The 26,608-nt window shown below is 65.4% G+C and carries 23 protein-coding genes and 2 tRNA genes; 15 read left to right on the plus strand and 10 right to left on the minus strand.

Going from position 1 to position 26,608, the window contains the following annotated elements; translation table 11 throughout:
* The first annotated feature begins 23 nt into the window (after positions 1-23).
* Positions 24-1,022: a YihY/virulence factor BrkB family protein gene (locus CH266_RS11150; protein ID WP_176457068.1), complete on the plus strand. Its 999-nt coding sequence runs from the start codon at positions 24-26 to the stop codon at positions 1,020-1,022.
* Here CH266_RS11150 and CH266_RS11155 read toward each other — a convergent pair.
* Entirely contained in the window at positions 986-2,545 is a 1,560-nt protein-coding gene (locus CH266_RS11155) for a bifunctional 3'-5' exonuclease/DNA polymerase (RefSeq protein WP_027496651.1), read from the minus strand. The two genes, CH266_RS11150 and CH266_RS11155, sit on opposite strands and share 37 nt — an antisense overlap.
* A 230-nt stretch (positions 2,546-2,775) precedes the next feature.
* Between CH266_RS11155 and CH266_RS11160 the strand changes: the two genes are divergently transcribed.
* Both CH266_RS11160 and CH266_RS11165 read left to right on the plus strand, forming a co-directional pair.
* Positions 2,776-2,847, plus strand: a tRNA-Gln gene (locus CH266_RS11160).
* A gap of 99 nt (positions 2,848-2,946) precedes the next feature.
* Positions 2,947-3,019 (plus strand) — tRNA-Glu (locus tag CH266_RS11165).
* A gap of 91 nt (positions 3,020-3,110) precedes the next feature.
* Here CH266_RS11165 and CH266_RS25380 read toward each other — a convergent pair.
* Positions 3,111-3,278 carry a DUF5302 domain-containing protein gene (locus tag CH266_RS25380; protein WP_158514274.1) on the minus strand — a complete coding sequence of 56 codons (168 nt, stop codon included), beginning with the start codon at positions 3,276-3,278 and terminating at the stop codon, positions 3,111-3,113.
* 120 nt (positions 3,279-3,398) lie between these two features.
* Positions 3,399-4,127 (minus strand): IclR family transcriptional regulator, encoded by a 729-nt coding sequence (locus CH266_RS11175; protein WP_027496652.1) that lies wholly within the window; start codon positions 4,125-4,127, stop codon positions 3,399-3,401.
* A gap of 145 nt (positions 4,128-4,272) precedes the next feature.
* On the opposite strand from CH266_RS11175, the gene leuC reads away from it, so the two are divergent.
* From leuC to CH266_RS11190, 3 genes are all read left to right on the plus strand, one after another.
* Positions 4,273-5,727: a 3-isopropylmalate dehydratase large subunit gene (leuC, locus tag CH266_RS11180; protein WP_037219272.1), complete on the plus strand. Its 1,455-nt coding sequence runs from the start codon at positions 4,273-4,275 to the stop codon at positions 5,725-5,727.
* Positions 5,728-5,774: 47 nt separating this feature from the next.
* On the plus strand, positions 5,775-6,392 hold the full coding sequence (gene leuD / locus CH266_RS11185) for a 3-isopropylmalate dehydratase small subunit (protein ID WP_032366380.1): 618 nt from the start codon (positions 5,775-5,777) through the stop codon (positions 6,390-6,392).
* Between the two features lie 149 nt (positions 6,393-6,541).
* Entirely contained in the window at positions 6,542-7,237 is a 696-nt protein-coding gene (locus CH266_RS11190; RefSeq protein WP_027496655.1) for an HU family DNA-binding protein, read from the plus strand.
* Positions 7,238-7,357: 120 nt separating this feature from the next.
* Here CH266_RS11190 and CH266_RS11195 read toward each other — a convergent pair whose 3' ends face one another.
* The 3 genes from CH266_RS11195 to cofC form a co-directional block, all read right to left on the minus strand.
* Positions 7,358-8,293 (minus strand): NUDIX hydrolase, encoded by a 936-nt coding sequence (locus CH266_RS11195; protein WP_094715300.1) that lies wholly within the window; start codon positions 8,291-8,293, stop codon positions 7,358-7,360.
* Positions 8,293-10,413 (minus strand): RNA degradosome polyphosphate kinase, encoded by a 2,121-nt coding sequence (locus CH266_RS11200; RefSeq protein ID WP_228139401.1) that lies wholly within the window; start codon positions 10,411-10,413, stop codon positions 8,293-8,295. Before CH266_RS11200 ends, CH266_RS11195 begins: the two co-directional genes overlap by 1 nt.
* Before the next feature lie 172 nt (positions 10,414-10,585).
* A complete protein-coding gene (cofC, locus tag CH266_RS11205; RefSeq protein ID WP_174557266.1) occupies positions 10,586-11,383 on the minus strand; it encodes a 2-phospho-L-lactate guanylyltransferase in 798 nt (265 codons plus the stop codon).
* 101 nt (positions 11,384-11,484) lie between these two features.
* Here cofC and CH266_RS11210 point away from each other — a divergent pair, with 101 nt between their 5' ends.
* Positions 11,485-12,483, plus strand: coding sequence for an NAD(P)H-dependent glycerol-3-phosphate dehydrogenase (locus CH266_RS11210; protein ID WP_027496659.1), 999 nt, complete (start codon positions 11,485-11,487; stop codon positions 12,481-12,483).
* A 73-nt stretch (positions 12,484-12,556) separates the two neighbouring features.
* Positions 12,557-13,663 (plus strand): D-alanine--D-alanine ligase family protein, encoded by a 1,107-nt coding sequence (locus CH266_RS11215; protein ID WP_032391547.1) that lies wholly within the window; start codon positions 12,557-12,559, stop codon positions 13,661-13,663.
* 7 nt (positions 13,664-13,670) lie between these two features.
* Here CH266_RS11215 and CH266_RS11220 read toward each other — a convergent pair whose 3' ends face one another.
* Positions 13,671-14,303, minus strand: coding sequence for a DUF3515 domain-containing protein (locus CH266_RS11220; RefSeq protein WP_094715301.1), 633 nt, complete (start codon positions 14,301-14,303; stop codon positions 13,671-13,673).
* A gap of 3 nt (positions 14,304-14,306) precedes the next feature.
* Positions 14,307-14,555: an Lrp/AsnC ligand binding domain-containing protein gene (locus tag CH266_RS11225; protein ID WP_032370776.1), complete on the minus strand. Its 249-nt coding sequence runs from the start codon at positions 14,553-14,555 to the stop codon at positions 14,307-14,309.
* 140 nt (positions 14,556-14,695) lie between these two features.
* On the opposite strand from CH266_RS11225, the gene CH266_RS11230 reads away from it, so the two are divergent.
* From CH266_RS11230 to CH266_RS11240, 3 genes are read left to right on the plus strand one after another with little or no spacing between them, the layout of a single operon-like run.
* The gene (locus tag CH266_RS11230; protein ID WP_441347054.1) at positions 14,696-15,748 is read left to right on the plus strand and encodes a thiamine-phosphate kinase; all 1,053 of its coding nucleotides are present in this window, start codon (positions 14,696-14,698) and stop codon (positions 15,746-15,748) included.
* 38 nt (positions 15,749-15,786) lie between these two features.
* Complete coding sequence (locus CH266_RS11235) at positions 15,787-16,311, plus strand: gamma carbonic anhydrase family protein (RefSeq protein ID WP_032366386.1); 525 nt, start codon at positions 15,787-15,789, stop codon at positions 16,309-16,311.
* On the plus strand, positions 16,308-17,000 hold the full coding sequence (locus CH266_RS11240) for a uracil-DNA glycosylase (RefSeq protein ID WP_032383425.1): 693 nt from the start codon (positions 16,308-16,310) through the stop codon (positions 16,998-17,000). Before CH266_RS11235 ends, CH266_RS11240 begins: the two co-directional genes overlap by 4 nt.
* Positions 17,001-17,005: 5 nt before the next feature.
* On the opposite strand, the gene CH266_RS11245 is transcribed toward CH266_RS11240, so the two are convergent.
* On the minus strand, positions 17,006-17,800 hold the full coding sequence (locus CH266_RS11245; RefSeq protein ID WP_032366585.1) for an enoyl-CoA hydratase/isomerase family protein: 795 nt from the start codon (positions 17,798-17,800) through the stop codon (positions 17,006-17,008).
* A gap of 145 nt (positions 17,801-17,945) precedes the next feature.
* The gene (gene rpmB, locus CH266_RS11250) at positions 17,946-18,137 is read right to left on the minus strand and encodes a 50S ribosomal protein L28 (protein WP_008717389.1); all 192 of its coding nucleotides are present in this window, start codon (positions 18,135-18,137) and stop codon (positions 17,946-17,948) included.
* A 283-nt stretch (positions 18,138-18,420) separates the two neighbouring features.
* On the opposite strand from rpmB, the gene CH266_RS11255 reads away from it, so the two are divergent.
* From CH266_RS11255 to rsmD, 4 genes are all read left to right on the plus strand, one after another.
* Positions 18,421-20,088: a DAK2 domain-containing protein gene (locus tag CH266_RS11255; RefSeq protein ID WP_032383424.1), complete on the plus strand. Its 1,668-nt coding sequence runs from the start codon at positions 18,421-18,423 to the stop codon at positions 20,086-20,088.
* Positions 20,089-20,102: 14 nt separating this feature from the next.
* Positions 20,103-22,382, plus strand: coding sequence for an ATP-dependent DNA helicase RecG (gene recG, locus CH266_RS11260; protein ID WP_094715302.1), 2,280 nt, complete (start codon positions 20,103-20,105; stop codon positions 22,380-22,382).
* 110 nt (positions 22,383-22,492) lie between these two features.
* Complete coding sequence (locus CH266_RS11265) at positions 22,493-25,909, plus strand: pyruvate carboxylase (RefSeq protein ID WP_032383422.1); 3,417 nt, start codon at positions 22,493-22,495, stop codon at positions 25,907-25,909.
* A complete protein-coding gene (gene rsmD / locus CH266_RS11270; RefSeq protein ID WP_032383421.1) occupies positions 25,906-26,478 on the plus strand; it encodes a 16S rRNA (guanine(966)-N(2))-methyltransferase RsmD in 573 nt (190 codons plus the stop codon). The genes CH266_RS11265 and rsmD overlap by 4 nt, the downstream gene beginning before the upstream one ends.
* The last annotated feature ends 130 nt before the right edge of the window (positions 26,479-26,608 follow it).

Consider the following 26,608-nt stretch of genomic DNA (forward strand, 5'->3'; position numbering starts at 1 on the left):
AGGTCGGTCGGAGACTTTCGCACATGAGCGTCGCCGACCGACTGGATCGACTGCAGCGCAGGCGTCCGGTTCTCGGATTTCCGATTGCGGTGGTCTACAAGTTCGTCGACGATCAGGGTGGTTACCTGGCCGCGCTGATCACGTACTACGCATTCGTCTCGCTCTTTCCTGCGCTGCTGCTCTTCTCCGTGATTCTGGGCATCGTGTTGATGGGCAACCCGGAGTTGCAACAACAGATCCTGAACTCGGCACTCGGTCAGATCCCGGCGATCGGGGAAGAACTGGGGCGTCCCGAACGGATAGGTGGCGGCACGGTCGGTCTGACGGTGGGTATCCTCGGGTCGCTGTACGGCGGACTCGGCGTGTCCGTTGCGCTGCAGAACGCGATGAACACCGCATGGGCCGTACCGAAGAACTTTCGGCCCGATCCCATTCGAGCCCGAGTGCGGGGATTGGGTTTGCTGAGCACCGTGGGTCTGGCGGTACTGGCGATCACCGCACTCAATGTGCTCAGTGCCGCAGGATATTTCGGTCCGGAATCCGGTCTCGTCGTGTTCGTGATCGGAACGCTGCTGTACGTCGGGGTGTTCGTCGTTGCGTTTCGGCTCGCCACAGTGCGAGCGGTGTCGATCGGACAGGTACTCCCGGGAGCCATAGCGGCCGGTCTGACGTGGCAGCTGCTGCAGACCTTCGGCGGTGTGTACGTGAAGTACGTCGCCGCGAGTGCGACGGTGACGAACGGTGTCTTTGCGGTCGTGCTCGGGCTGTTGGCCTTTCTGTACGTGACCTCGGTATCGATCGTGATCTGCATCGAGATCAACGTGGTTCGTGTCGACAGGCTGTTTCCGCGGGCCCTTCTGGCCCCGTTCACCGACGACGTCGACCTGACCGAAGGTGACAAACTCACCTACACCGGACAGGCAGAAGCACAGCGCAGTACCGCGTTCGAGGAAATAGACGTGACGTTCGAGGACCCACCGAGCGCTCAGTCGGACTCCGGCTCGGCAGCCGGGGCACCGTAGAAGCGGTCGATCCTGGTCTCCATCGGGAAGAGCACCGCCGTGTCGCCGAACATCAGACGCGTGGCCGAGTCTGCCGCCGCAGCAACGGCCTCGGACACCCACGGTGCGTCTCCGAGTGGACAGTGCACCACTACTTCGTCGTGCTGAAAGAACACCAACTCACTTCTGCTCGACCGCAATCGCCCGCGCAGATCTGCCAACAGGCACAGCGCCCACTCGGCTGCGGTCGCCTGCACCACGAAGTTGCGCGTGAATCGGCCACGCGCGTGGGCGTCACCGGTGGACCACCACTGCGGCGTAGGGGGAGGGCACGCTCGGCCCAGCCACGACCGGACCACCTCGCCGCGCTCGCCGGCCCGCGCCGCCTCTTCCACGACCGCCACCGCGTCGGGGAATCTGGCGCGTAGGCGGGTCAGCAACGCACGAGCCTCACCCGACGTCGCGCCGTACAGCACTCCGAGAACAGCGACCTTGGCGTGCGCACGATCACCGTCGAACGACTCGGCCGCGACGGGGGCGTAGAGATCCGCTGTTCCCGCAGCGGCGACCATGCGTGGGTCACCCGACATCGCGGCGAGAATGCGGGGCTCGAGCTGGCCGGCGTCGGCGGCGACGAAGGTGTACCCCGGGTCGGCGATCACGCTGGCGCGCAGAGGTTTCGGGATCTGCAGACCCCCACCGCCCCGGCTCGCCCAGCGGCCGGAGACGACGGCCCCTGGCACGTAGACCGGCCGGAAACGATCTCCGCGAACCCACGCGTCCAGCCACGTCCACCCGTTGGTGCTGTGCAGTTTCGACAGATCTCGGTGGCGAAGCAACAGCGGCACCGCAGGATGGTCGATGTCTCGGATCACGTGTGCTCGAGTGGATGTGAGCTCGATACCGGCGCGCGCGAACGCGGCGACCACCTCCGCGGGTGAACCGGGGTTCACGCGGCGCCCGAACGCCGACGAGATCTCGTTCTCGAGCTTCACCAACGCAGGAGGAGTCGATCCGTCGACCGGCCTCGCACCGAGGGTCGCGTCGAGGTGCCGCCGATGCGCAGCGGCCGAGAACGGCAATCCGTCGAATGTCATCTCCGCCGCGGCCAGACCTCCGGCCGACTCGGCGGCCGCCAACAGCTGCAGCGCCCGATCGTCACCGATCTCCTCGCTCTGACGGCGGTAGTCGGCGAGCACTGCCACCGGATCCGCATGCGGGTCGGCGTCGAACAATCCGGGTCGCAGGTCTGCGGGTGTGGACGGTGTCGTGGTGCGCCCCGTTCGCATCGCCAGAATGGCACCGACGAGGGCGAGATCGTGGCAGCGCCGGACCCGCACCCCTCCGTCGAGCAGTCGCGGGTAGATGCGGCTCGTGTCCTCCCACACCCAACGGGGAGCGTGCTCTCGTTCGACAGCGGCCACGGAGCCCACCAGATCGTCGGTCACCTCCTCGGCAGCGGAACTGCCGCCGGACGGGGAGCCGTCCTCGTCGAGGCGGATCAGCACGGCCCGGTTGCCCTGGGGAACGAGCAGCACCTTCATCGGCGTCTGCGAAGTTCGAGAACGCTCACGACACAGAAGTCTGCTGCATGCTCTGCGGCCGACGATGCGCGGGTTCTGCGTTCACGCGATGGTGTCCGAGCGGGCCTCGAGGGCGGTTATCAGGGCTCTGAGCAGCCGATTTGGAGAATGGGTAGTGACCTTTGATAGTCTCTATCCCGGCTCGAAACGCAGTGCACATCGATCGGATGCGTATTTCGATTCAAGTCCCTTGGGGTATGGTGTAATTGGCAACACAGCGGTTTCTGGTACCGCCATTCTAGGTTCGAGTCCTGGTACCCCAGCGAGCAGGTGAGCGGCGATTTTGCCGCCGATGCCGAGGCAGTTAAGCTACTTCAGCATCACGTGTTCGATACAGCGTCAACAATGCAGGTGAAGTTCCTGGCCCCGTCGTCTAGCGGCCTAGGACGCCGCCCTCTCAAGGCGGTAGCGCGGGTTCGAATCCCGTCGGGGCTACGAAGACAGCACCCCCTCGATCTCCGGATCGAGGGGTTGCTGTCGTTTCGGTGTGACCGTCGTTGCTGTCGTGCGGTGGTATCGCTTCGCGTCAGACGCTCTTGCGGCGGAACATCTTCTGGTGATCGGCCGGACCGTGGGCATTGTTCACCTTGGGGCCACCGTCCTTGTGGTCGACGGAATTGTGCGACTTGCTGTTCTTCTGTTCGAGAACCTCGCGGAACTTCTTCTTCAACTCTTCGCTGCCGGATTCTGACATGGGGCACTCCTTGCAGTCGGCGACCGGCCGGGTGGGCCGTTCGAGACGAACGTACTCCACTTCTGCGGTCACTTCAGCCGGTTTTTGGTGGGTGCCGCTCGATCGGCCTCGGTTCGGCGCTCAGAGGCGCTTGTGCAGCGCGTCGGCGGCGGCGAGCAGGTCTGCCGCCCAGCGTGCGCCCGGCTTGCGTCCGATGCGGTCGATCGGGCCGGACACCGAGATCGCTGCCACGACAGTGTCGTTGCTGTCGCGAACGGGAGCCGAGACGCTCGCGACCCCCGGCTCACGTTCACCTGCGCTCTGCGCCCACCCTCGCCTGCGGATCTCCAGCAGCACCCGTTCGCCGAATTCGGCGTCCGGCAGCACTGTGCGTTGAGTCTGCGAATCTGCCCACGCCAGAAGAACTTTCGCCCCGGAGCCGGCTGTCATGGGTAGCCGGGCCCCGACGAGCACGGTATCTCGGAGACCGGTCGGGGGCTCCATGGATGCGACACAGACACGAACGGTCCCCTCGCGGCGGTAGATCTGCACGCTCTCTCCGGTGATTTCGCGAAGCCGAGGCAGTACCGATGCTGCGGCGTCGAGCAGAGCATCCGACGCGCTCGCCGCCAATTCCCCCAGCCCCGGACCGGTGCGCCACAATCCGTCGGAATCGCGCACGAGGAGGCGGTGGGTTTCGAGTCCGACCGCGAGCCGATGCGCAGTGGCGCGGGGGAGCGCTGTGCGGGCACACAGGTCGTTGAGAGTGCAGGGTGTCTCGGCCACTGCATGCAACACGGCCATGGCCTTGTCGAGGACACCGATACCGCTCGATTTGTCGACGGTGCCGCTCAGGCTATGCTGTCTCATAGAACGATATTAGCCTCCCGAATGCTGAGATTGCACAACCGCGAGAAGTCCAGCGTGCCGCGGGGGACGATGTCGAGACGATCACGCGAGGTGGACCAGCCCGTCCGCCGGCGCGACGACAGGGAAGACGAGGTCTGCGACAGCGATGTCCGAAACGACGAAATCCGATGCGTCCGTAGCACAAGCGCCGAAGACGCTGGCGGAGAAGGTGTGGGACCAACATGTGGTCGTCCCCGGTGGGGGAGAAGGCGGTGCACGTGAGCCGGATCTGATCTACATCGATCTGCACCTCGTGCACGAGGTCACCAGCCCCCAGGCATTCGACGGTCTGCGGTTGGCCGGCCGCGACCTTCGTCGCCCGGACCTGACGATCGCAACGGAGGACCACAACGTCCCGACGGCCGACATCTTCGCGCCGATTGCCGATCTCGTCTCACGCACCCAGGTCGATACTCTTCGCCGCAACTGCGAGGAATTCGGAGTTCGGTTGTACCCGATGGGAGATCTCGATCAGGGCATCGTCCACATCATCGGCCCGCAGCTCGGTCTGACCCAGCCGGGTATGACCATCGTGTGCGGAGACAGCCACACCTCGACGCACGGTGCATTCGGTTCGATCGCAATGGGAATCGGCACCAGCGAGGTCGAGCATGTGATGGCCACCCAGACTCTGTCTCTGCGACCGTTCAAGACCATGGCCATCACCGTCGACGGAGAACTGGCTCCCGGTGTGACGAGCAAGGATCTGATTCTCGCGGTGATCGCCAAGATCGGCACCGGCGGCGGTCAGGGATACGTGCTCGAATATCGCGGTGAGGCCATCCGCAAGTTGTCGATGGAAGCCCGAATGACCATCTGCAACATGTCGATCGAGGCCGGGGCGCGCGCGGGCATGATCGCACCCGACGAGATCACGTACGAATACCTGAAGGGACGGCCGCATGCGCCCCAGGGGGCAGAGTGGGATGCGGCGGTGGCCGCCTGGAACGAACTGGCAACCGACCCGGATGCAGTGTTCGACAACGAGGTACACATCGATGCGAGCACTCTGACGCCGTTCGTCACCTGGGGAACGAACCCGGGTCAAGGTGCTCCGTTGGGAGATGCCGTGCCCGATCCCGAGGCAATGCTCGACGAGGGCGAGCGCGTATCGGCCCAGAAGGCCTTGCAGTACATGGGTCTCGAAGCCGGTACACCGATCCGCGAGATCTCCGTCGACACCGTGTTCGTCGGCTCGTGCACGAACGGCCGCATCGAGGATCTGCGTGCGGTGGCGTCCGTCCTCGAGGGCCGCCGCGTCGCAGACGGCGTGCGAATGCTGGTGGTACCCGGGTCGATGCGGGTGCGCGCGCAGGCCGAAGAGGAAGGGCTCGGTGAGATCTTCACCGCAGCAGGGGCCGAGTGGCGGCAGGCCGGCTGCTCGATGTGTCTGGGAATGAACCCCGATCAGCTCACCTCGGGAGAGCGTTCGGCATCCACGTCCAACCGCAATTTCGAGGGGCGTCAGGGCAAGGGTGGTCGCACTCACCTCGTGTCGCCTCTGGTTGCGGCGGCCACTGCAGTTCGCGGAACCCTGTCCTCTCCGGCGGATCTCGCGTAGCAGCGAGCCCTCCGACCGGATCGATCGAACTCACAGGAGAAATTTCGATGGAAGCTTTCACTCGACACAAAGGCATCGGCGTTCCGCTCCGGCGGTCCAATGTCGATACCGACCAGATCATTCCGGCGGTCTATCTCAAGCGAGTGACTCGCACCGGATTCGAGGACGGATTGTTCGCCGGTTGGCGGTCCGATCCGAACTTCATCTTGAACCTCGCGCCCTACGACCGCGGATCGGTTCTCGTGGCCGGGCCGGACTTCGGCACGGGATCGTCACGCGAGCACGCTGTCTGGGCGCTGTCGGACTTCGGTTTCCGGGTCGTCATCGCATCCAGATTCGCCGATATCTTCCGCGGAAACATGGGCAAGGCCGGCTTGGTGGCGGCCGAGGTGGAGCAATCGGACGTCGAATTGCTGTGGAAAGCCTTAGAAGAACAGCCCGGTCTGGAGCTCGTCGTGGACCTCGTCGACAAGACGGTCACGGCTGGAACCTTGGTGGTGCGCTTCGCGATTGACGACTACACGCGGTGGCGTCTGCTGGAGGGTCTGGACGACATCGGACTGACATTACGCCAGGTAGAGGCCATTACGGAGTACGAAAAGTCAAGGCCTTCATACAAACCCCTCACCCTTCCGGCAAGGATCGAGGAGCCGTCGAAAAGCTGACGGACGGGGGGTCCGACACGCTTTGCGGCCGTGAAGCATTCCGCGACACCGAAATGAAAATTGGCGTGGCGCATAGACTCTTGACGACTTGGGGTTTACCGTTGTAGTAGTCGGTCCGACGATGGGCCACAATATAGCGGAGGAAATCCATGAACAAGGCAGAGCTGATTGACGCCCTGACCGAGAAGTTGGGGTCTGACAGGCGGAGCGCCACAGAGGCTGTCGAGAACATCGTCGACACCATCGTGCGCGCGGTCCACCGCGGCGAAAGTGTCACGATCACGGGCTTCGGCGTGTTCGAGCAGCGTCGTCGCGCGGCGCGTGTCGCCCGTAACCCCCGCACCGGTGAGACCGTTCGCGTCAAGCCGACCAACGTACCGGCATTCCGTCCGGGCGCGCAGTTCAAGGCCGTCATCGCCGGTGGACAGAAGCTGCCCGCAACCGGACCTGCCGTCAAGCGCGGTTCGGCAGCAGCTCCGGCCAAGAAGACTGCGGCAGCGAAGAAGACGGCCGCCAAGAAGGCAGCGGTGAAGACGACCGCCCGCAAGGCCACCACCGCGGCAGCCAAGAAGGCGGCTCCGGCGAAGACTGCCGCCAAGAAGGCAGCTCCCGCAAAGACCGCCGCCAAGAAGGCAGCTCCCGCAAAGACAACCGCACGCAAGACCACGACGGCTGCTGCCAAGAAGGCTCCGGCCAAGACGACCGCACGCAAGGCCGCAACCACTACGGCCCCTGCCAAGAAGGCTCCGGCCAAGACAGCGGCCAAGAAGACCGTCGCCAAGAAGGCCCCCGCCAAGAAGGCTCCGGCCAAGAAGGCACCCGCGAAGCGCGCTGCAAAGAAGTAGCGCTCGACCGGCACCGGTCATCCAGGACCGGGCCGTTCTCGCACTCCACAGAAGGCCCCGACCGAAATTTCGGTCGGGGCCTTCTGCCGTGTTCGTGATCCGAGGATCCTCGGATGCGACTCAGTCGTCGGCGACCAGGTTCGGTAGCGGGCTGGCGATGTGGTCGGCCGCGACGAGCCGACCGTCGTGGCGCGAGAGCACCCACACGCTCCCTTTTCGATTTCTGTTGGCAGGCAACGTGATGCCGTCCTTGTCGGCCCACCATCGCATGAGATCGGGGATCACCTTGCCTTGGCTGCAGATCACCGGTGTGCTCATGGACTCGGCGATGTCGCGAGCCCGGTGGCGGCCCTTTCGGGGGTCCTCGGCGTACCCCTCCTCGGACAGCAGATGCTCCGGTTCGACCTGCACGCCCAGTGATTCGGCGAACGGCGCGACCGTCTGTTCGCACCGGACGCGGTCGGCCGCATACACCGAGTCACCGCCGAACGCGCCCAGCAGTGAGACGAGTGCCTCGGCCTGACGTCTACCGGTCTTGTCGAGGGGGCGATCGGCGTCGTTGCCCTTGTATCGCGACCGCGAGCCGGCACTGCCGTGCCGGACCAGCAGCACGGTGGACGTAGCGGCCGGCTTGGCGACGAATCGTCGAAGAATCTTGTGGTCCATGGGATACGAGAGTTCGCCGCCGATCTTGTCGGGTGCGATCCAGCGAAGATCGTCCACTTCGTCGTTCGGGACGAATTCTCCGCCGGTTGCCTCGGCAGCCCAGTAGAGCACCTTCTTCATGCGACGGTGGCCGGGAATCGGGTAGGTGACGTAGGACAGCGACCGTCCGAGAGTCGAGTCGAAGCCCGTCTCCTCCTTGACTTCTCGGACAGCCGCGTCGACCGCTGTCTCCCCGGGATCGAGCTTTCCCTTGGGAAAAGACCAGTCGTCGTACTTCGGCCTGTGTACCAGAGCTACTTCCACCACCGAGTCGTTCTCCGGCGATCGTCGCCACAGAATCGATCCGGCCGCGAAGATGTTGGCGCGGGGGGAGCCATCGGAAGTGCCCATCAGGACGCCTGATTCCTCCGGCTGCGCATCAATTCCACCTGGTGTTCTCGGACACTTTCGCCTTGCGCAGGCGACGCGACCCAGCCACCGTCCGGCCCCAGTTCCCAGCAGCGGGTGGTGGGGTCGAGGGCCGAGTCGAAGATGTCACCGAGTTGCTTGGTCAGCTTCGGATCCTTGACCTGGGCCATCACTTCCACTCGCCGGTCGAGGTTTCGGTGCATCATGTCGGCGCTGCCGATCCAGAATTCGTCGGCACCCTGGAAATGCAGAACCCGTGAGTGTTCGAGGAACCTGCCGAGAATGGACCGAACTTCGATGTTCTCCGACAGGCCCGGTACGCCCGGCTTGAGCGCGCAGATCCCGCGTACGACCACCTTGACGGGGACCCCGGCGACCGATGCGCGGTACAGAGCGTCGATCACCTGCTCGTCGACAAGAGCGTTGGCCTTGAGGCGAATTCCGGCTGCGCGACCCGCCTTGAGGTGCTCGACTTCCGCTTCGATGCGCTCGACGATGCCGCGTCGCACGCCGTACGGGGCCACGAGAAGATTGCGGTACTTGGACTTTCGCGAGTATCCGGTGAGCGAGTTGAACAGGTCGGTGAGGTCCGCACCGATCTCGGGCGACGACGTGAGCAACCCGACGTCCTCGTAGATACGCGCCGTCTTCGGATTGTAGTTGCCCGTGCCGATATGGCAGTACCGGCGGATGACCGATCCTTCTCGGCGGACGACGAGGCAGGTCTTGCAGTGAGTCTTCAACCCGACGAGGCCGTAGACCACGTGCACCCCGGCCTTTTCGAGCTTGCGTGCCCACTCGATGTTCGCCTGCTCGTCGAATCGTGCCTTGATCTCGACGAGTGCAACCACCTGCTTGCCGGCCCCGGCCGCGTCGACGAGTGCGTTGACGATCGGCGAGTCACCCGAGGTGCGGTACAGAGTTTGCTTGATCGCGAGGACCTGCGGATCGGCCGCAGCCTGTTCGATGAAGCGCTGCACGCTGGTGGAGAACGAGTCGTACGGGTGATGCACCAGAACGTCGCCGTCGCGCAGCGTCGAGAACACGCTCTTCGGGGTTTCGCGCTCACCGAACGCGGGATGTGTTGCCGGGACGAAGGGAGCGTCCTTGAGATTGGGGCGGTCGACGCTGTAGACCTGCCACAGGCACGACAGATCGAGCAGACCGGGAACCTGAATGACGTCGCCCGGATCGACGTCGAGTTCACGTAACAACAGTTCGAGCATGTGCTCGGTCATGTCGTCGGCGATCTCGAGGCGGACGGGAGAACCGAAACGCCTACGGGCCAGCTCTCGTTCGAGTGCCTGCAGGAGATCCTCGTCGCGGTCCTCTTCGACCTCGAAATCGGCGTTGCGAGTAATGCGGAACGCGTGGCTCTCGACCACCTCCATGCCGGGGAACAACACGTCGAGGTGCGCCGAGATCAATTCCTCCATCGACAGGAAGGCGTCGATGCGATGGCTTCCCTCACCGCGCTTGACGCGCACGAATCGGTCGACGTTGTCGGGTACCTTCACACGGGCGAAGTGCTCGCCGGTCGTGGAGTAATCCTTCACCGTCACAGCGAGATTCAGGCTCAGGCCGCTGATGTACGGGAAGGGGTGCGCCGGGTCGACGGCCAGTGGGGTGAGGACCGGGAAGACCTGTTCGGTGAAATAGTCGGACAGACGCGCACGCTCGTCGCTGTCGAGATCGGACCACCGGATGATTGCGATGCCCTCTGCCGTGAGCTCGGGCAGGATCGAATCGAGCAGTACTCGGGCGTGTTTGAGAGCGAGCTCCTGAGTACGCTGCCCGATGACCGCGAGCTGCTCGCGCGGGGTCATGCCATCGGCCGATCGAACCGACAGTCCGGTCTCGTCGCGGCGTTTGAGCCCTGCGACACGAACCATGTAGAACTCGTCCAGATTGGACGCGTAGATGGCCAGGAACTTGGCACGCTCGAGTAGCGGCAGGGACGAGTCCTCTGCGAGCGCGAGAACACGGGAGTTGAAATCCAGCCAGCTCAATTCCCGGTTCAGGTACCGATTTTCGGGAAGCACCATGGCGGCATCCACCGATTCCGGAGTGGCGGCAGGAAGGGCGGAGGGAATGCTCGGCATCGTTGCGGTCACCGGGGCACTCCACACCGGCTCCGCACCGTTGCTGTCCGCGGTCTCGATCGCCGGATCTTCGGTCGCTGGCTGCGCGTCGTCTGTGCTCACAGCACGATCATCCCCCATACCCGCCGTCGGTGAAACTCCGATGACCGAACTTGTTCGCACGTTCACCGAATCACGCGGTGGTTGCGGATTCCTCGTCGCTCCAACCGAGTGAGCGGAGTACGGCTGTCGTCTCCGGTCCGACCCCGAGTCGATGAGCCCGACGTACGTCGTCGACGGTGTCGACGTCGAGTCGAAGTCCCGGCCACGTGCCGTCCAGTGGTCGCGCTCCCGACAAGGTGTGGCGGCGTGCGGAATCCGATCCGAACAGCGGCGCGAGCTCGTCGGCAGAATTCTTCAGGATCAGCGCTGCGGTTCCGGTGCCGTGATGGTCGACCACGACCGACCTGCCGCCGGAGACTGCCGTCGCATACGCCTGCGCGAGTTCGGCGGGACGCAGCGCAGGCAGATCCGCTTGCAGCGCAACGATGTCGACCCGATCGGCCGGGGCCGCGCCGGGGTTCCCGTGGCGATCGCGTGGTGCGTGATCGACTCGCAGTGCGGCCGCAGCAGCGGAGAATGCGGCATTGAGACGGGCTTCGGGATCTCGAGCGCCGGAAGCCGACGGTTCGTCCAGCACCCGGGCACCGATTTGTCGCGCGGTGTCGGCGACGACCGGATCGGGTGTGACGACGGTGACCGAATCGACCACCGATACCGAACCGGCCGCGGTGACCGTGTCGACGAACATGGCGAGCACCAATCGGGTCCGGTCGGCCCCGGAGAACTCGGACGCCAGACGGGACTTCGCCGCTGTCAGGTCCTTGACCGCGATGACGACTCCGACCGCGCGGCGCAGCGCATCGGACGGCCGACCCTCGCGGTCGTCGTCGCTGCTTCGAATTGCGCCCATGGTGTTCGATCCTGCCAGCGTCACCGATGTCTGCCGACTCCGACCGCCCGGGCAGGTCTGCGCGTTAGGGTGATGCGCGCGTAGGCAGGGCATCGGCGAGCAGGTGAGAGGTTGGCGGCATGAGCAGAGCAGCGGTACTGGGGTCCGGGTCGTGGGGTACCGCATTCGCCAAAGTGTTGGCCGATGCCGGAACCGATGTCACCATGTGGGCGCGCCGAGAGGAACTCGCTGCCTCGATCAGCGAACGGCACGAGAACGCGGACTACCTCCCCGGAATCGAACTGCCGTCGTCGATCCGCGCCACGAGCGATCCGGCGACCGCCCTCGATGGTGCGGACATCGTGGTGCTCGCGGTGCCGTCGCAGAGTCTGCGCGCGAACCTGGGGGAGTGGACGGATGCGATCGCACCGCACGCGACACTGCTGTCTCTGGCCAAGGGCATAGAGACCGGAACGCTCATGCGCATGAGTCAGGTGATTTCACAGGTGACCGGGGCCGATCCCAGCCGTGTGGCCTGCCTGTCCGGGCCGAATCTGGCGCGCCCGATCGCCGAGGGGCAGCCGGCCGCGACCGTCATTGCGTGTTCCGACTCGCAACGAGCGCTCGAGATTCAAAAAGCTTGCGCCACAGGATATTTCAGGCCGTACACCAACTCCGACGTCATCGGTGCCGAGATCGGTGGCGCGTGCAAGAACGTCATCGCCCTCGCCTGTGGAATGGCCAGCGGAGTCGGCTACGGCGAGAACACCCTCGCGTCGATCATGACCCGAGGCCTGGCCGAGATCATCCGGCTCGGTGTCGCGCTCGGGGCCACACCGTCGACGCTGTCCGGGCTCGCCGGCGTGGGAGATCTGGTCGCCACCTGCTCGTCGCCGCTCTCGCGCAACCGTACGTTCGGTGAGCGGCTCGGTTCGGGAGGCTCCCTCGAGAGCGCGCAGGAAGCAGCGCACGGGCAGGTGGCCGAGGGCGTGAAGTCCTGTACGTCGGTGCGCGCGCTCGCCGAGAGCTACGACGTCGAGATGCCGTTGACCGATGCCGTGCACCGTGTGTGCCACGGGGGAATGTCGGTTCCGGACGCGGTGGGCCACCTGCTGGGGCGTCGAATCAAGCCCGAGTGAGGTCACGTTCTCGACGTGTGCACGAACAGGGCGAATCCGCGTTCGCGGGGAGACGGCGGTACGGTTTGTCACCGTGAGTACTCCCCGAATCAAAGTTGCCGTCGTCTTCGGTGGCCGCAGCAGTGAGCACGCGGTGTCCTGTGTCTCGGCGGGTAGCGTGCTCGCGAATCTGGACCCCGATACCTACGAGGTGGTCCCGGTGGGGATCACCCCCGACGGTGCCTGGGTGCTCGGCTCCAGTGATCCGGATGCGCTGACGATTCGTGATCGAGTACTGCCGACGGTGGACAAGTCCGGTGCCGCACTCGCGCTGAGCACCGATCCGGGACGCGCAGGCGCGCTGATCGCTCTCGGTGAGGGCGACGCCGGACAGGTCCTGGCTGCGGTCGACGTCGTGTTTCCGGTGCTGCACGGGCCGTACGGCGAGGACGGCACCCTGCAGGGAATGCTCGAACTCGCCGGTGTCCCGTACGTGGGTCCCGGAGTGTTGGCCAGTGCCGCAGGCATGGACAAGGAGTTCACCAAGAAGCTTCTGGGAGCCGACGGACTACCGATCGGCAGGCAGGTCGTGCTGCGACGCGGCACCGATGACCTGACCGAAGCCGAACGCGACCACATCGGTCTCCCTGCCTTCGTCAAGCCCGCGCGAGGCGGATCGTCGATCGGAATCTCGCGCATCACCTCGTGGGATCACCTGCAGTCGGCGATCGGCGTTGCCCGCGAGCACGACCCCAAGGTGATCGTCGAAGGAATGATCCACGGCCGCGAGGTCGAATGCGGCGTACTCGAATTCCCCGACGGCAGCGTGCGCGCCAGCGCGATCGCCGAGATCCGGCTCCCCGACGCGGACAGCGACGATCACGCCTTCTACGACTTCGACACCAAGTACCTCGACGATGTCAGCGAATTCGACATTCCTGCCGCACTCGACGACGACATCAGCGATCGTATTCGCGAACTCGCAGTCTCGGCCTTCCGCGCACTGGACTGCCAAGGATTAGCGCGGGTCGACTTCTTCGTCACCGAGGAAGGCCCGGTGATCAACGAGATCAACACGATGCCCGGATTCACGTCGATCTCGATGTACCCCAAGATGTGGGCCGAGAGCGGAATCGACTACTCGACCCTGATCAGCACCCTGATCGACACCGCTCTCGCACGCGGTACCGGCCTGCGCTGACCCGGCGCTACTGCAACGGTGCCGGGTCGAGGGGCTGCTGGGGTAGTGCTGCCGACACTGCTGACGAGGCATCCTGCAGAGGTGTCGGGCCGGAGTCGCCGGGAATGGTGAGAGCGATGTACGTGCCCCGATCTACGACGAACCACGTGCTGGCGTCGATGCCGTCGTTCTCGCCGGACACCTCGAACCACTGGACGCCGTCGATCACCTGAAGTGGTGCAGCCACATCGAATCCGATAGGGCGAGGCAGCCCGCAGCGAAGCACGACCGGCTCGGCGTTCTCCTCGGCCGATACCCAGGCTCGGACTCCGACAGGTGCCGGGTCGGCCAGGTCGGCGCGGCTGTAGTCGCCCAGCTCGTCGGGCAGCGCATCGAGGAGGGTCGAGCACTGTGCGCTCGCGGCGTCGGGTGCGTCGACCGGCCCCAGCGCTACCGGATCGTGGGCGGGGGAGCTGTTCACCGCTATCGCGGCCACGAGAACTCCCACCACCAACGCGACCGGCAGGGCGATCGCGGTGGCTATGACCGCAGGGTGGCGCTGCTCGCGGGCCTCGTCGGCCGCTGCTGCATTCTCGGACCGGGTGCCGGCGTCGTCGCCGCTGTCGTTGTCGTGGTCGTTGTCGTGGTCGGCAGAATTCATGCGCTACCGAACCGCCGAGGTCGACTGCGGGGCGACGGGACAGGTGAGGGTGCGTGTGATGGCGTCGACCTTCTGAATTCGGGAGACGATGTCCGCGATCTCGGTGTCGGATGCGCCGTCGGCCCTGACGATGACGTCGTAGGGTCCGACCACAGCTTCTGCGGATACGACGCCGTCGACCGACTCGATCTGCCGCGCAACGGTCGTGGCACGGCCGACTTCGGTCTGAACGAGAACGAAGGCTTGCACCATCGGTGGTCCCTTTCCTTGCTGGGACGATCGACTGTAAGTTGAGTCGACTGTACGTTGAGTCGGTTGCGTACTCACAGCACGAAACCGGCTGCGCCGGACCGGGCCCGGGCACCGCTAAAGGTACCGCAGGCGCGGTGCCGATTTCGCGGGAGACCGACGTCCGAATTGCGCTCTCAGGGAGGAATATCATCGACGACACCGGCCCTTCGGGGACCACCGCCGCCGAACCGACGGTGGCCCAGATCGGCGAGTTCGACGTCATCGCCCGGGCCGTCGCCGATCGAGTGCAACCGACGTCGACCATCGTCGGCCCCGGCGACGACGCTGCCGTCGTCAGTGCATCCGACGGCAGGGTGGCCGCCACGACCGATATGTTGGTGCACGGCAGGCACTTTCGGCTCGATTGGTCGACTCCGGTGGAGATCGGTCGGAAGGCGATCGCGCAGAACGGGGCAGACATCGCCGCGATGGGTGGGCAGTGTTCGGCATTCCTGGTGGCTCTCGGCTGCCCGGCGGACACACCGGTGAGCGTGACGGACGGTCTGAACGAGGGCATGTGGCGCGAGGCGTCGGCTGCGGGCTCGGCCATCGTCGGCGGTGATGTGGTGCAATCGGATCAGCTGGTGATCTCGATCACTGCGCTCGGTGACCTACAGGGCAGGGCTCCCGTACTGCGATCGGGTGCGCAGGTTGGTGATGTGATCGCGTTCGCGGGGCGGCTCGGGTGGTCCGCGGCCGGACTCGCTCTGTTGCTCGCGGGCGGCGATCGCTCCGGGCACGACGCGGTTCTCGATGCACACCGCGTGCCCTCCCCGCCGTACCGTGCCGGAATCGAGGCCGCCGAAGCAGGCGCGACATCACTCACCGATGTGTCCGACGGGTTGTTGGCCGACCTGGGTCATATCGCCGACGCATCCGGCGTATCGATGGTTCTGGAACCCGAGCGTCTTCCGATCGCCGACGAAGTCCGTTCGGCTGCAGAGCTGTTGGGGGTAGACCCCCTCGAGTGGGTACTCACCGGCGGCGAGGATCATGCTCTCGTCGGCACGTTCCCCGGCCTCGCTACTGTTCCGACGGGCTGGATCGTGATCGGCCGCGTCGAGCCGGCGTCGAATGCAACCGACGGTGGCGTCACTGTCGCCGGGCACCACCGCGTGGGCAGATCCGGTTGGTCGAGCTTCGACGGAGAGTGAGCTCCGACCGGGTCGATGGAGTCGGCTAAGTTGCAAGGATGGCTATCTACGCGCTCGGCGACCGCGAACCCGATATTCACCCGGACGCCTATGTCCATCCCGATGCAGTCGTCATCGGAGCGGTGACCTTGGCGGCGGGATCGTCGGTGTGGCCGACGGCCGTGCTCCGAGCCGATTACGGCACGATCTCCGTCGGTGCGGGCACCAACATCCAGGACGGGACCGTCATCCACTGCACCCCCATCGACGCGACCGTGATCGGTGCCGGTTGCGTTCTCGGTCACAACGCGCATGTCGAGGGTGCGACCATCGGCGACAACTGCCTCATTGCATCGGGTTCCGTGGTGCTCAACGGCTCGAGGATCGGGGCCGGTTCCATCGTGGGTGCGGGTGCGGTGGTGCCGTTCAAGTTCGTCGTTCCCGAACGCAGCATGGCGCTCGGTGTTCCCGCGAAGATCCGTGAGGGCTTCGAGGTTCCGGAGGGGCACGTGGACATCAACGTGCAGATGTACTCCGCGAACGCCGCGTACTACCGCGACGCGCTGCGCCGGATCGACCGGTGACGGCCCGCCCGCTCGCCGAGAGCGTAGATCCGGGTTGGGCCCGTGCCTTGGCTCCGGTCGAGACGAATGTTGCTGCGATGGGCGACTTTCTGCGAGCCGAGCTCGCCGCCGGAAAGCACTACCTCCCTGCCGGTGAGAACGTTCTGCGTGCATTTCGGTACCCGTTCGACCGGGTTCGGGTGCTGATCGTCGGCCAGGACCCGTACCCGACCCCGGGTCATGCAGTGGGGCTGAGCTTTTCGGTCGCCCCCGACGTGCGTCCCGTTCCGCGCAGTCTGGCCAACATCTTCAAGGAATATTCGGACGATCTCGGTCTGCCGACGCCCAGCAACGGTGATCTCACGCCGTGGGCGGAGCAGGGTGTGATGCTGCTCAACCGAGTGCTCACGGTCGAACCGTCCGCAGCGGCGTCGCACCGCAAGAAGGGCTGGGAAGCGGTGACGGAGCAGGCAATTCGTGCTCTTGTTGACAGAGCCGAGGATCCCCGGGCTCCTGGCCTGGTGGCGATTCTCTGGGGCCGTGACGCGGCGACGCTCAAACCCATGCTGGGATCGGTGCCGTGCATCGAGTCGGCCCATCCGTCACCGCTGTCCGCATCACGGGGATTCTTCGGATCCAAGCCCTTCAGTCGCGCCAACGAATTGTTGGTCGAGGGCGGGGACGAACCGATCGACTGGACGTTGCTGTGACCGGCTCAGGAAAAATCGGGGCGACGCTTCTCGACGAATGCGTCGACGCCTTCCACTCCTGCAGGTGAGACTGCGGCCGCCGAGATCGAGGCGGCCTCGGCATCCAATTGCTCTGCCAGAGTTGCGGTGTCGGACGCCGCGAGCAGCTTCTTGATTCCCTGATACGCCGAGGTGGGGCCGACGGCGAGGGTTCGGGCCAGTCGTTCGGCCTCGCTGTCGACGAAGTCGTCGCCCACGAGGCGGCTGAGGATTCCGAGACGCACCGCATCCTCACCGTTGAGAATCGAATCGTTCAACAGGATGTCCATTGCGTGGCCGGATCCGACGATGCGGGGCAGGGTCCAGGACATGCCACCGTCCGGCGTGAACCCGATGGCGGGGTAGGCCGGTCGAAGCTTGGTCGACGGTCCGCCGATGGCGATATCGGTGAGACACACCAGGCTCATGCCGGCGCCGGCCGCCCAGCCGTGTACACCAGCGACGATGGGAACCGTCACTGCTGCCAGTTCGCGAACGAAGGCGTGGAACGCATCGGCAACCGAGCCGACGAAGGCACCGCGATCGTCGGCACCGGCGAAGTCCCGTACGTTGCCGCCGGCGCAGAAGTTCGGCCCGCGGCCGATGAGCAGGACGCTTCCTACAGATGTGGCACCGGTGTTCACCTCGTGCAGTGCCTGCGTTCCCGAGGTGATGCCGTCCAGGTCGAGAGAGGAACCGCCCGCCTCGGTGGCGACGACGATGTGCAGCACTCCGTCTTCGATGCTGACCTTGCTCGAGCTTTCGCTGTCCGAATGAGTCACGTTCGGCACTCTATCGGACGTCCAACTGTTTGCCCGAATGCGCAGGAACATCGACAGACAACTGTGCCCCGCATCCGAGTGGATGCGGGGCACAGTTCTCGCACGCAGTCGAGGCCGTGGAGGAAATCGAAGAGCGGGGCCGAAATCAGCCCCGAACCACCTTGCCTGCCTTCAAGCAGGAGGTGCACACGTTCATGCGCTTGGAGTTGCCAGGCGCAACCTGAGCGTGAACGGTCTGAATGTTCGGGTTCCAACGACGGTTGGTCCGTCGGTGCGAGTGCGAGACCGACTTACCGAAGCCGGGCCCCTTGGCGCATACGTCGCAGACGGCAGCCATAGTCGCGAACTCCTTGTTAGATGTTGAGCGTTACATGTGGTCGAAGACATCGAAACGAACTACGAGCAGATGCAAGGATTGCAATGCGTGAAGATCGCCTCGAGGCAACCCTGCAAGAATAGCGGCGTCCCACCCAATCACCAAACCGCCACCGCAGACGAGGTGTACCGGCTCACGCGCGCCGCGCTGACGATTCTGCCCGACTAAGCTTCGGGCACTGTCCGCGGCCGACATCGTCGGGCCCGGGCGCAGGTACGGACGGAACGCAGGGGAGGCGCTCGAGGTGGTCGACGTACTCGAATCCATCGATGCCTCGGACCTGCGCCGGTGGGCCTATCGCTGTGTGGATTCCCTCACTGCTCGGTGCGACGAGATCGACGCACTGAACGTCTTCCCGATTCCGGACTCCGATACCGGCACCAACCTGATGTTCACGTTCCGGGCTGCGGTCGAGTCCATGCGCAGTGCCGGGCCGGCCGCAGGCGCGGGTGCGATCGGACGGGCTCTGGCGGTGGGAGCCGTATCGGGCGCGCGAGGAAATTCCGGGGTCATCGTCTCGCAACTCCTGCGCGCCGTGGGTGAGGCCGCAGCCGACGGTCCGCTGGACACCGTGTCGATCCAGGCCATGTTGCGGCGTGCACGAGTTCTGGTGGCGGGCGCGGTCAGTGTCCCCGCCGAGGGCACCATGCTCACGGTGCTCGAAGCCGCTGCCCACGAGGCCGCTGCCCACGACGCGAACGTCGATCTGGCCACGCTGGTGGTAGATATCGCCGAGGCCACCGCTCGCGCTCTCGATCGCACGACGGACCAACTCGCACCGTTGCGAGAGGCGGGCGTCGTGGATGCGGGGGCGCTGGGGTTGTCGGTGATCTTCGACGCGTTGGTCGAGGTCGTGACGGGCCGCACCCCGCCGAGGCGACGCTATCGCCGTCCTCAGGACCACGAACGGGTGATCGAAGTCGGCGTTTCGAACGCACCCGGAGCCTCCGACGGGGCGGCGGCTCGTTCGCAGTCCCGGCCGCTCGGCTACGAGGTTCTCTACGTCGTCCCCGGCATCGACGACACCCGCGCGGCAGCGCTGCGTGCAGCGCTGTCGGACCTCGGCGATTCGGTCGTGGTGGCCGGAGACGGCTCCGGGGCGTACTCCGCTCATGTGCACACCACCGACCCGGGCGGTGCCGTCGAGTGCGGGATCGCGGCGGGAAATATTCGAGGAGTGCGCATCTCGTGTTTCGGACTGGCCGAGTACGCCGTCGACGCGAACGTCGGTGAGCACGAGCCCGAGGCTATGTCGGTGGGTCGCGATATTTTGGCCCTGGTCGCCGGTGACGGTGCCGCGGCTCTCTACGTACAGGAAGGTGCGACGGTGGTGCGATGCGACGAGCCCATCGATTCGTCGGTGTTGCATCGCGCCATCGTGGGCATGAAGCACCGCGAGGTTCTGGTGCTGCCGAACGGGGCGCTGTCCGCTCAGGAGCTCGTTGCCGTCGGTGCTGCGGCCAGGGCCGACGGTAAGGACGTGTCGATGTTGCCGTGCTCGGCGATGGTGCAGGGGTTGGCTGCGCTCGCAGTGCACGACGCGGCCAGAGCAGCCGTCGACGACGCGTTCGCAATGTCCGATGCTGCAGCGGGGACGAGGTGGGGTTCGTTGCGCATCGCCGAGCAACGCTCGCTGACCTGGGTCGGCATGTGCGAGCCGGGTGACTGTCTCGGTCTGGCCGGGCAGGAAGTGGTGATCGTTGCCGAGCATCCGCTCGATGCCGGATGCAGACTGCTGGACCAGCTGTTGGCCACCGGCGGTGAGATGGTGACGGTGTTGCTCGGGGCACTGGCTCCCGCGGATCTCGGAGGTCGGCTCGCCGACTATGTGGCGGGTGCGCATCCCGGCGTCGACGTGGTGGTCTACCCGGGCGGGCAGCCCGGGGATCTCGTGCAATTCGGAGTGGAATAGGGAATCTCGGAACTATGGCAACGCTGGTGGATCGGCTCGACGATGTCCTCGGAGCGGCGGCTGCGGCACCGCTGGCCGAGGTGTTCGGCATCCATACCGTCGAAGACCTGCTGCGGCACTACCCGCATCGCTACATGACGCACGGTTCCGAGCTCGGCGAGAAGGAACCCCCCGAGGGGGAACACATCACCATTGTCGCCACCGTGGAATCGGCCACCCTGCGTTCGATGAAGAACCGCAACGGTCAATTCCTTGCCGTCACCCTTGCGGCCGACGGGCAGCGGATCGAAGCCACGTTCTTCAGCCCGCACAAGCTCAAACACGTGGTCGTGCCCGGGCGGCGGGGCATGTTCTCGGGCAAGGTCAAGTATTTCGGTCGGCGGTGGAACCTCACCCACCCCAGTTACGTGATCCTCGGGGGCGACGACAACGACGGGGCCATCGTCCCCGCGGGGCGCATCGTCGGAGGTGGCACGCTGGCCGGCCTGGCGCGTGGCTCGGTCGATTCGTCCGGAGCCGTCGACATGTCGGTGTTCGACCGCGCCTTCGTCCCTATCTATCCCGCGGCGAAAGATGTCGAGAGCTGGACATTCATGCGCTGCGTTCGGCAGGTACTCGACCAGCTGGACGACGTGGTCGATCCGCTGCCGGAATCGGTGCGCCGCGAGCGTGGCCTCATCGACATCGACGCCGCGCTGCGTTCGGTCCACTTTCCCGATACCGCGGCGGACAAGGACGCCGCCCGGGAACGATTGAAGTTCGACGAGGCATTGGCTGTTCAATTGGTACTCGCGGACCGACGACGCGACGCGTCAAACCGGGTAGCCGCGCGGTGCCCACCGATCACCGACGGCATCGCGGCGGAGTTCGATCGCCGGCTGCCGTTCGAGTTGACGGTCGGTCAGCACCAGGTTGCTGCGGAGATCGCCAACGACCTGTCGGGTCCGCATCCGATGTCGCGTCTGTTGCAGGGCGAGGTCGGCTCGGGTAAGACCATCGTCGCGTTGCGTGCCATGCTGCAGGTGATCGACGCCGGACACCAGTGCGCACTGTTGGCACCGACGGAAGTGCTTGCCTCCCAACATGCGCGATCGATTCGATCGATGCTCGGCACGCTGGCCGCCGGTGGCGAGCTGGGATCGCACGAGCTGGCCACCAAGGTGGCTCTGCTGACGGGGTCGATGTCCACTGCGGCAAAGCGATCGGCCCTGCTCGATGCCGTGACAGGTGATGCCGGGATCGTCATCGGCACCCACGCTCTCATCGAGGATCGGGTCGAGTTTCTCGACCTCGCGATGGTCGTCGTGGACGAGCAGCACAGATTCGGTGTGGAGCAGCGAGATGCCTTGCGCGCGAAGGCTCGTGGAAACACCAGCCCGCATCTCCTCGTGATGACGGCGACACCGATTCCGCGCACGATCGCGATGTCGACACTGGGGGACCTGGAGACGTCGGTACTGACGGAGCTTCCGCGCGGCAGGTCGCCGATCGTCAGCAACGTCGTCCCGGCCAGATCCAAACCGGGATGGGTGGATCGAGCCTGGCAACGGATTCACGAGGAGGTCGCGGCCGGCCGACAGGCCTACGTGGTCTGTTCTCGTATCGGTGACGGCGAGGATGCGGACACGGGCAAGAAGAGCGGAGCGGCGAAGAAGGCTGCGCCGAAAGTGGAGGACGGGCCGGAGACGACGGCTGCCGTGGATCTCTACGAGACGCTCTCCGCCGGGCCGATGGCCGATCTGCGTGTGGGGCTGCTGCACGGTCGACGGTCCGGTGACGACAAGGACATCACCATGTCGGAATTCAACGCGGGTGAGATCGACGTGCTCGTCTGCACGACGGTGGTCGAGGTGGGCGTGGATGTACCCAATGCCACGGTCATGGTGATCATGGATGCCGACCGCTTCGGCGTCAGCCAGCTCCACCAGCTGCGTGGGCGAATCGGCCGCGGCGGGCATCAGGGGCTGTGCATCATGATCAGCTGGCTCAGCCCGGGCGGTGGGTCGTTCGCTCGGCTCGAGGCTGTGGCCGCCACCAACGACGGGTTCGAGCTCGCCAAACTGGACCTGGCGACCCGCCGAGAAGGTGACGTGTTGGGAGCCGCGCAGTCGGGCACGGTGACCGGACTTCGGTTGCTCTCGTTCATCGACGACGAGGACATCATTTCCGACGCCCAGGATTGTGCCCGGTCGTTGTTCGCGCGGGACCCGTCTCTGGCCGACAATCCCGGCATCGCGTCGATGATGCGTTCGGCGTGGCGATCCGACAGAATCGACTACCTCGACAAGTCCTGACCCCGTCGCAGTCCGCACTGCACCGTTTCAGTAGCCGAAATTGAACAAAAGTTCCCGCATCGTGGGATCAGTACGCCTCCGGGGCTCTGTCTGCCGGGTAAGTTGAGCCAATGTTCTCCAAAGTTTTGGTTGCCAACCGCGGCGAGATCGCTATCCGCGCCTTCCGTGCGTCCTACGAACTCGGTGCCTCGACGGTGGCGGTGTTCCCGTTCGAGGATCGAAACTCGGTGCACCGAACGAAGGCCGACGAGGCTTATCAGATCGGGGAGAAGGGCCATCCCGTTCGGGCGTATCTCTCGGTCGACGAGATCGTCGCCGCCGCCAAGCGCAGCGGTGCCGATGCTGTGTACCCCGGCTACGGATTCCTTTCCGAGAACCCGGATCTCGCCGCCGCGTGTGTGGAGGCGGGCATCACGTTCGTCGGGCCCTCCGCCGATGTCCTCGAGCTGACCGGTAACAAGGCGCGTGCGATCGCCGCTGCGAAGGCCGCGGGACTACCGGTGTTGGCGTCGTCGGAACCGTCGTCCGATATCGACGAATTGGTCGCGGCATCGGAATCGATGACTTTCCCGCTGTTCGTCAAGGCCGTGGCAGGTGGCGGTGGTCGCGGAATGCGCCGCGTGGCCGAGCCCGAGCAACTACGCGAGTCCATCGAAGCTGCTGCGCGCGAAGCGGAGTCGGCGTTCGGCGATGCGACCGTGTTCCTCGAGCAGGCAGTGATCGACCCCCGTCATATCGAGGTACAGATCCTTGCCGACGGCCAAGGCAACGTCGTCCATCTCTTCGAGCGCGATTGCAGTGTGCAGCGTCGACACCAGAAGGTGATCGAGCTGGCCCCGGCACCCAACCTTCCTCAGGAATTACGCGAGAAGATCTGCGCCGACGCCGTGGCGTTCGCCAAGCAGATCGGCTATTCCTGCGCCGGTACCGTCGAGTTCCTTCTCGACACCCGCGGCAATCACGTCTTCATCGAGATGAATCCGCGAATTCAGGTGGAGCACACAGTCACCGAAGAAGTGACCGATGTGGACCTGGTGCAGTCGCAGTTGCGTATCGCCTCCGGTGAGACGTTGGCGGACCTGGGATTGCAGCAGGAGAACATCGTGTTGCGCGGTGCAGCGTTGCAATGCCGCATCACCACCGAGGATCCCGCCAACGGATTCCGGCCCGACGTCGGCCGCATCACTGCCTACCGCACCCCGGGCGGTGCCGGCGTGCGCCTCGACGGCGGCACGACGTTGGGTGCCGAGGTCGGTGCCTACTTCGACTCGATGCTCGTCAAGCTCACCTGTCGCGGCCGTGATTTCGACACTGCCGTGGCGCGTGCCCGACGTGCGGTGGCGGAGTTCAGAATTCGCGGTGTCGCGACGAACATCCCGTTCCTGCAGGCGGTTCTGGTCGACCCCGATTTCACCGCAGGACGCGTCACCACCTCCTTCATCGAGGAACGTCCGGAACTGCTGACGTCGCGTTCCTCGGGTGACCGTGGCACCAAAATTCTGACCTACCTGGCCGACGTGACGGTCAACAAGCCGCACGGGGAACGTCCCTCACCGGTGTACCCGCACGACAAGCTGCCCGAGGTCGACTTCTCGGCTCCCATTCCCGACGGCTCCCGGCAACGGCTGCTGGCCCTCGGGCCGGAGGGGTTCGCCCGCGATCTGCGCAATCAGAAGGCGCTCGGTGTCACCGACACCACGTTCCGTGATGCCCATCAGTCGTTGTTGGCAACGCGTGTGCGCACCAGTGGTCTGCTCGGCGTAGCGCCGTACGTGGCGCGAACGACGCCGCAGTTGCTCTCGATCGAGGCCTGGGGAGGGGCGACGTACGACGTGGCGTTGCGCTTCCTGCACGAGGATCCGTGGGAGCGGTTGGCGAGCCTGCGAGAAGCCGTGCCCAACATCGCGATTCAGATGTTGCTGCGCGGCAGGAACACCGTCGGATACACCCCGTACCCGGAGAAGGTCACCCGTAGCTTCGTCGCCGAGGCCACCGACACCGGAATCGACATCTTCCGTATCTTCGATGCGCTCAACAACGTCGATCAGATGCGTCCGGCGATCGATGCAGTGCGCGAAACCGGTACGGCCATCGCAGAAGTGGCCCTGAGTTACACCGGCGACCTGTCGAATCCGAACGAGAACCTGTACACGCTCGACTACTACCTGAAGTTGGCCGAGCAGATCGTCGATGCCGGCGCGCACGTGCTGGCCATCAAGGACATGGCGGGTCTGTTGCGTGCCCCCGCGGCCAAGACGCTGGTGACGGCGTTGCGGTCCAACTTCGACCTGCCGGTGCACGTGCACACCCACGACACTCCCGGCGGACAGCTCGCTACCTATCTCGCGGCCTGGGAAGCCGGAGCCGACGCGGTCGACGGTGCCTGTGCTGCGATGGCCGGAACCACCAGTCAGCCCGCGCTGTCGGCGATCGTCGCCGCGGCCGCGCACACCGAGCGCGACACCGGCCTCGATCTGCAGGCCGTCTGCGATCTCGAGCCGTACTGGGAGGCCGTGCGAAAAGTGTACGCGCCCTTCGAGTCCGGGCTTCCTGCACCGACCGGTCGCGTGTACACCCACGAGATTCCGGGCGGCCAGCTGTCGAACCTACGCCAACAGGCTATTTCGCTCGGTCTCGGTGATCGCTTCGAGACGGTCGAAGCCAATTACGCTGCGGCCGACCGCATGTTGGGTCGATTGACCAAGGTGACGCCGAGCTCGAAGGTCGTGGGCGATCTGGCTCTTGCGCTCGTGGGTGCGAATGCGTCCGCCGAGGAATTCGCCGAGGACCCCAGCCGGTACGACATCCCCGATTCCGTTGTCGGGTTCCTACGCGGCGACCTCGGAACACCCGCCGGCGGCTGGCCGGAGCCGCTGCGCACCAAGGCGCTCGAAGGCCGTGGTGCGGGCAAGCCGGTGACGCCGCTGACCGACGAGGACGAGAAGAACCTCGACGGGACGTCGGCGCAACGCCGTACCACTCTCAATCGGTTGCTCTTCCCCGGCCCGACAGCGGAACTCGAAGCTCATCGAGAGAAGTACGGCGACACGACCCGATTGTCGGCCAACCAGTTCTTCTACGGTCTGCGTCAGGGCGAGGAGCATCGAGTCACGCTCGAGAAGGGCGTCGAACTGCTCATCGGACTCGAAGCGATCTCCGACCCGGACGAACGCGGTATGCGCACCGTCATGTGCATCCTGAACGGGCAGCTACGTCCGGTGTCGGTGCGCGATCGGTCCATCGCGAGCGAAGCACCCACGGTCGAGAAGGCAGACCGCTCCAACTCCGGACACATTCCGGCTCCGTTCGCCGGGGTGGTCACCCTGGCAGTCGAAGAGGGCCAGAAGATCTCGGCCGGCGACACCATTGCCACGATCGAAGCGATGAAGATGGAGGCAGCGATCACGGCACCGCGGGGCGGCTCGGTCACTCGTCTGGCGATCTCGGGCGTTCAGCAGGTGGAGGGCGGCGATCTGCTCGTCGTCATCGGCGGGGGGTCGACGGGCGAAGAGGCCGGGAGCGAATGACCCGGATCGTCGCGGGCGTTGCCGGGGGTCGCCGATTGGCGGTCCCCGGCCAAGGCACCCGGCCCACGTCGGAGCGGGTTAGAGAGGCACTGTTCAGTGCGCTCGAAAGTCGGATTGAGCTCGAAGGGGCCGCGGTGTTGGATCTGTTCGCAGGGTCGGGTGCGCTCGGCCTCGAAGCACTCTCACGTGGGGCCGCGTCGGCGGTGCTGGTCGAATCCGACGCACGGGCGGCCGCGGTAGTGCGCAAGAACATCGAATCGGTCGGCCTGACCGGAGCTTCGGTCAAGTGCGCGCCGGTGGCCTCGGTCCTGGCCGGCACCGCCGACGCGGCCTACGACCTGGTGTTGGCAGATCCGCCGTACGCCGTCACGGATACCGCCGTGGCCGGTCTCCTCGAGCGGCTCGTGAGCGGGGGATGGCTCTCGGTCGACGCGGTGGTCGTGCTCGAACGGTCGTCGCGTTCGCCGGAGACCGTGTGGCCGACCGGGCTCGTGCCGGAGAAGTCGAAGAAGTACGGCGAGAGCCGAATCGAGATCGCAATCCGGGCAGGAGTGGAGCCTGCGGAATGACCGAGGTGGTCAGGAGTGGAGCCTGCGGAATGACCGGGTTGGGTCAGGAGTGGAGCCTGCGGAATGACCGGGTTGGGTCAGGAGTGGAGCCTGCGGAATGACCGGGTTGGGTCAGGAGTGGAGCCTGCGG

This window comes from Rhodococcus sp. 06-1474-1B, assembly GCF_002258885.1.
GTDB lineage: Bacteria > Actinomycetota > Actinomycetes > Mycobacteriales > Mycobacteriaceae > Rhodococcoides > Rhodococcoides fascians.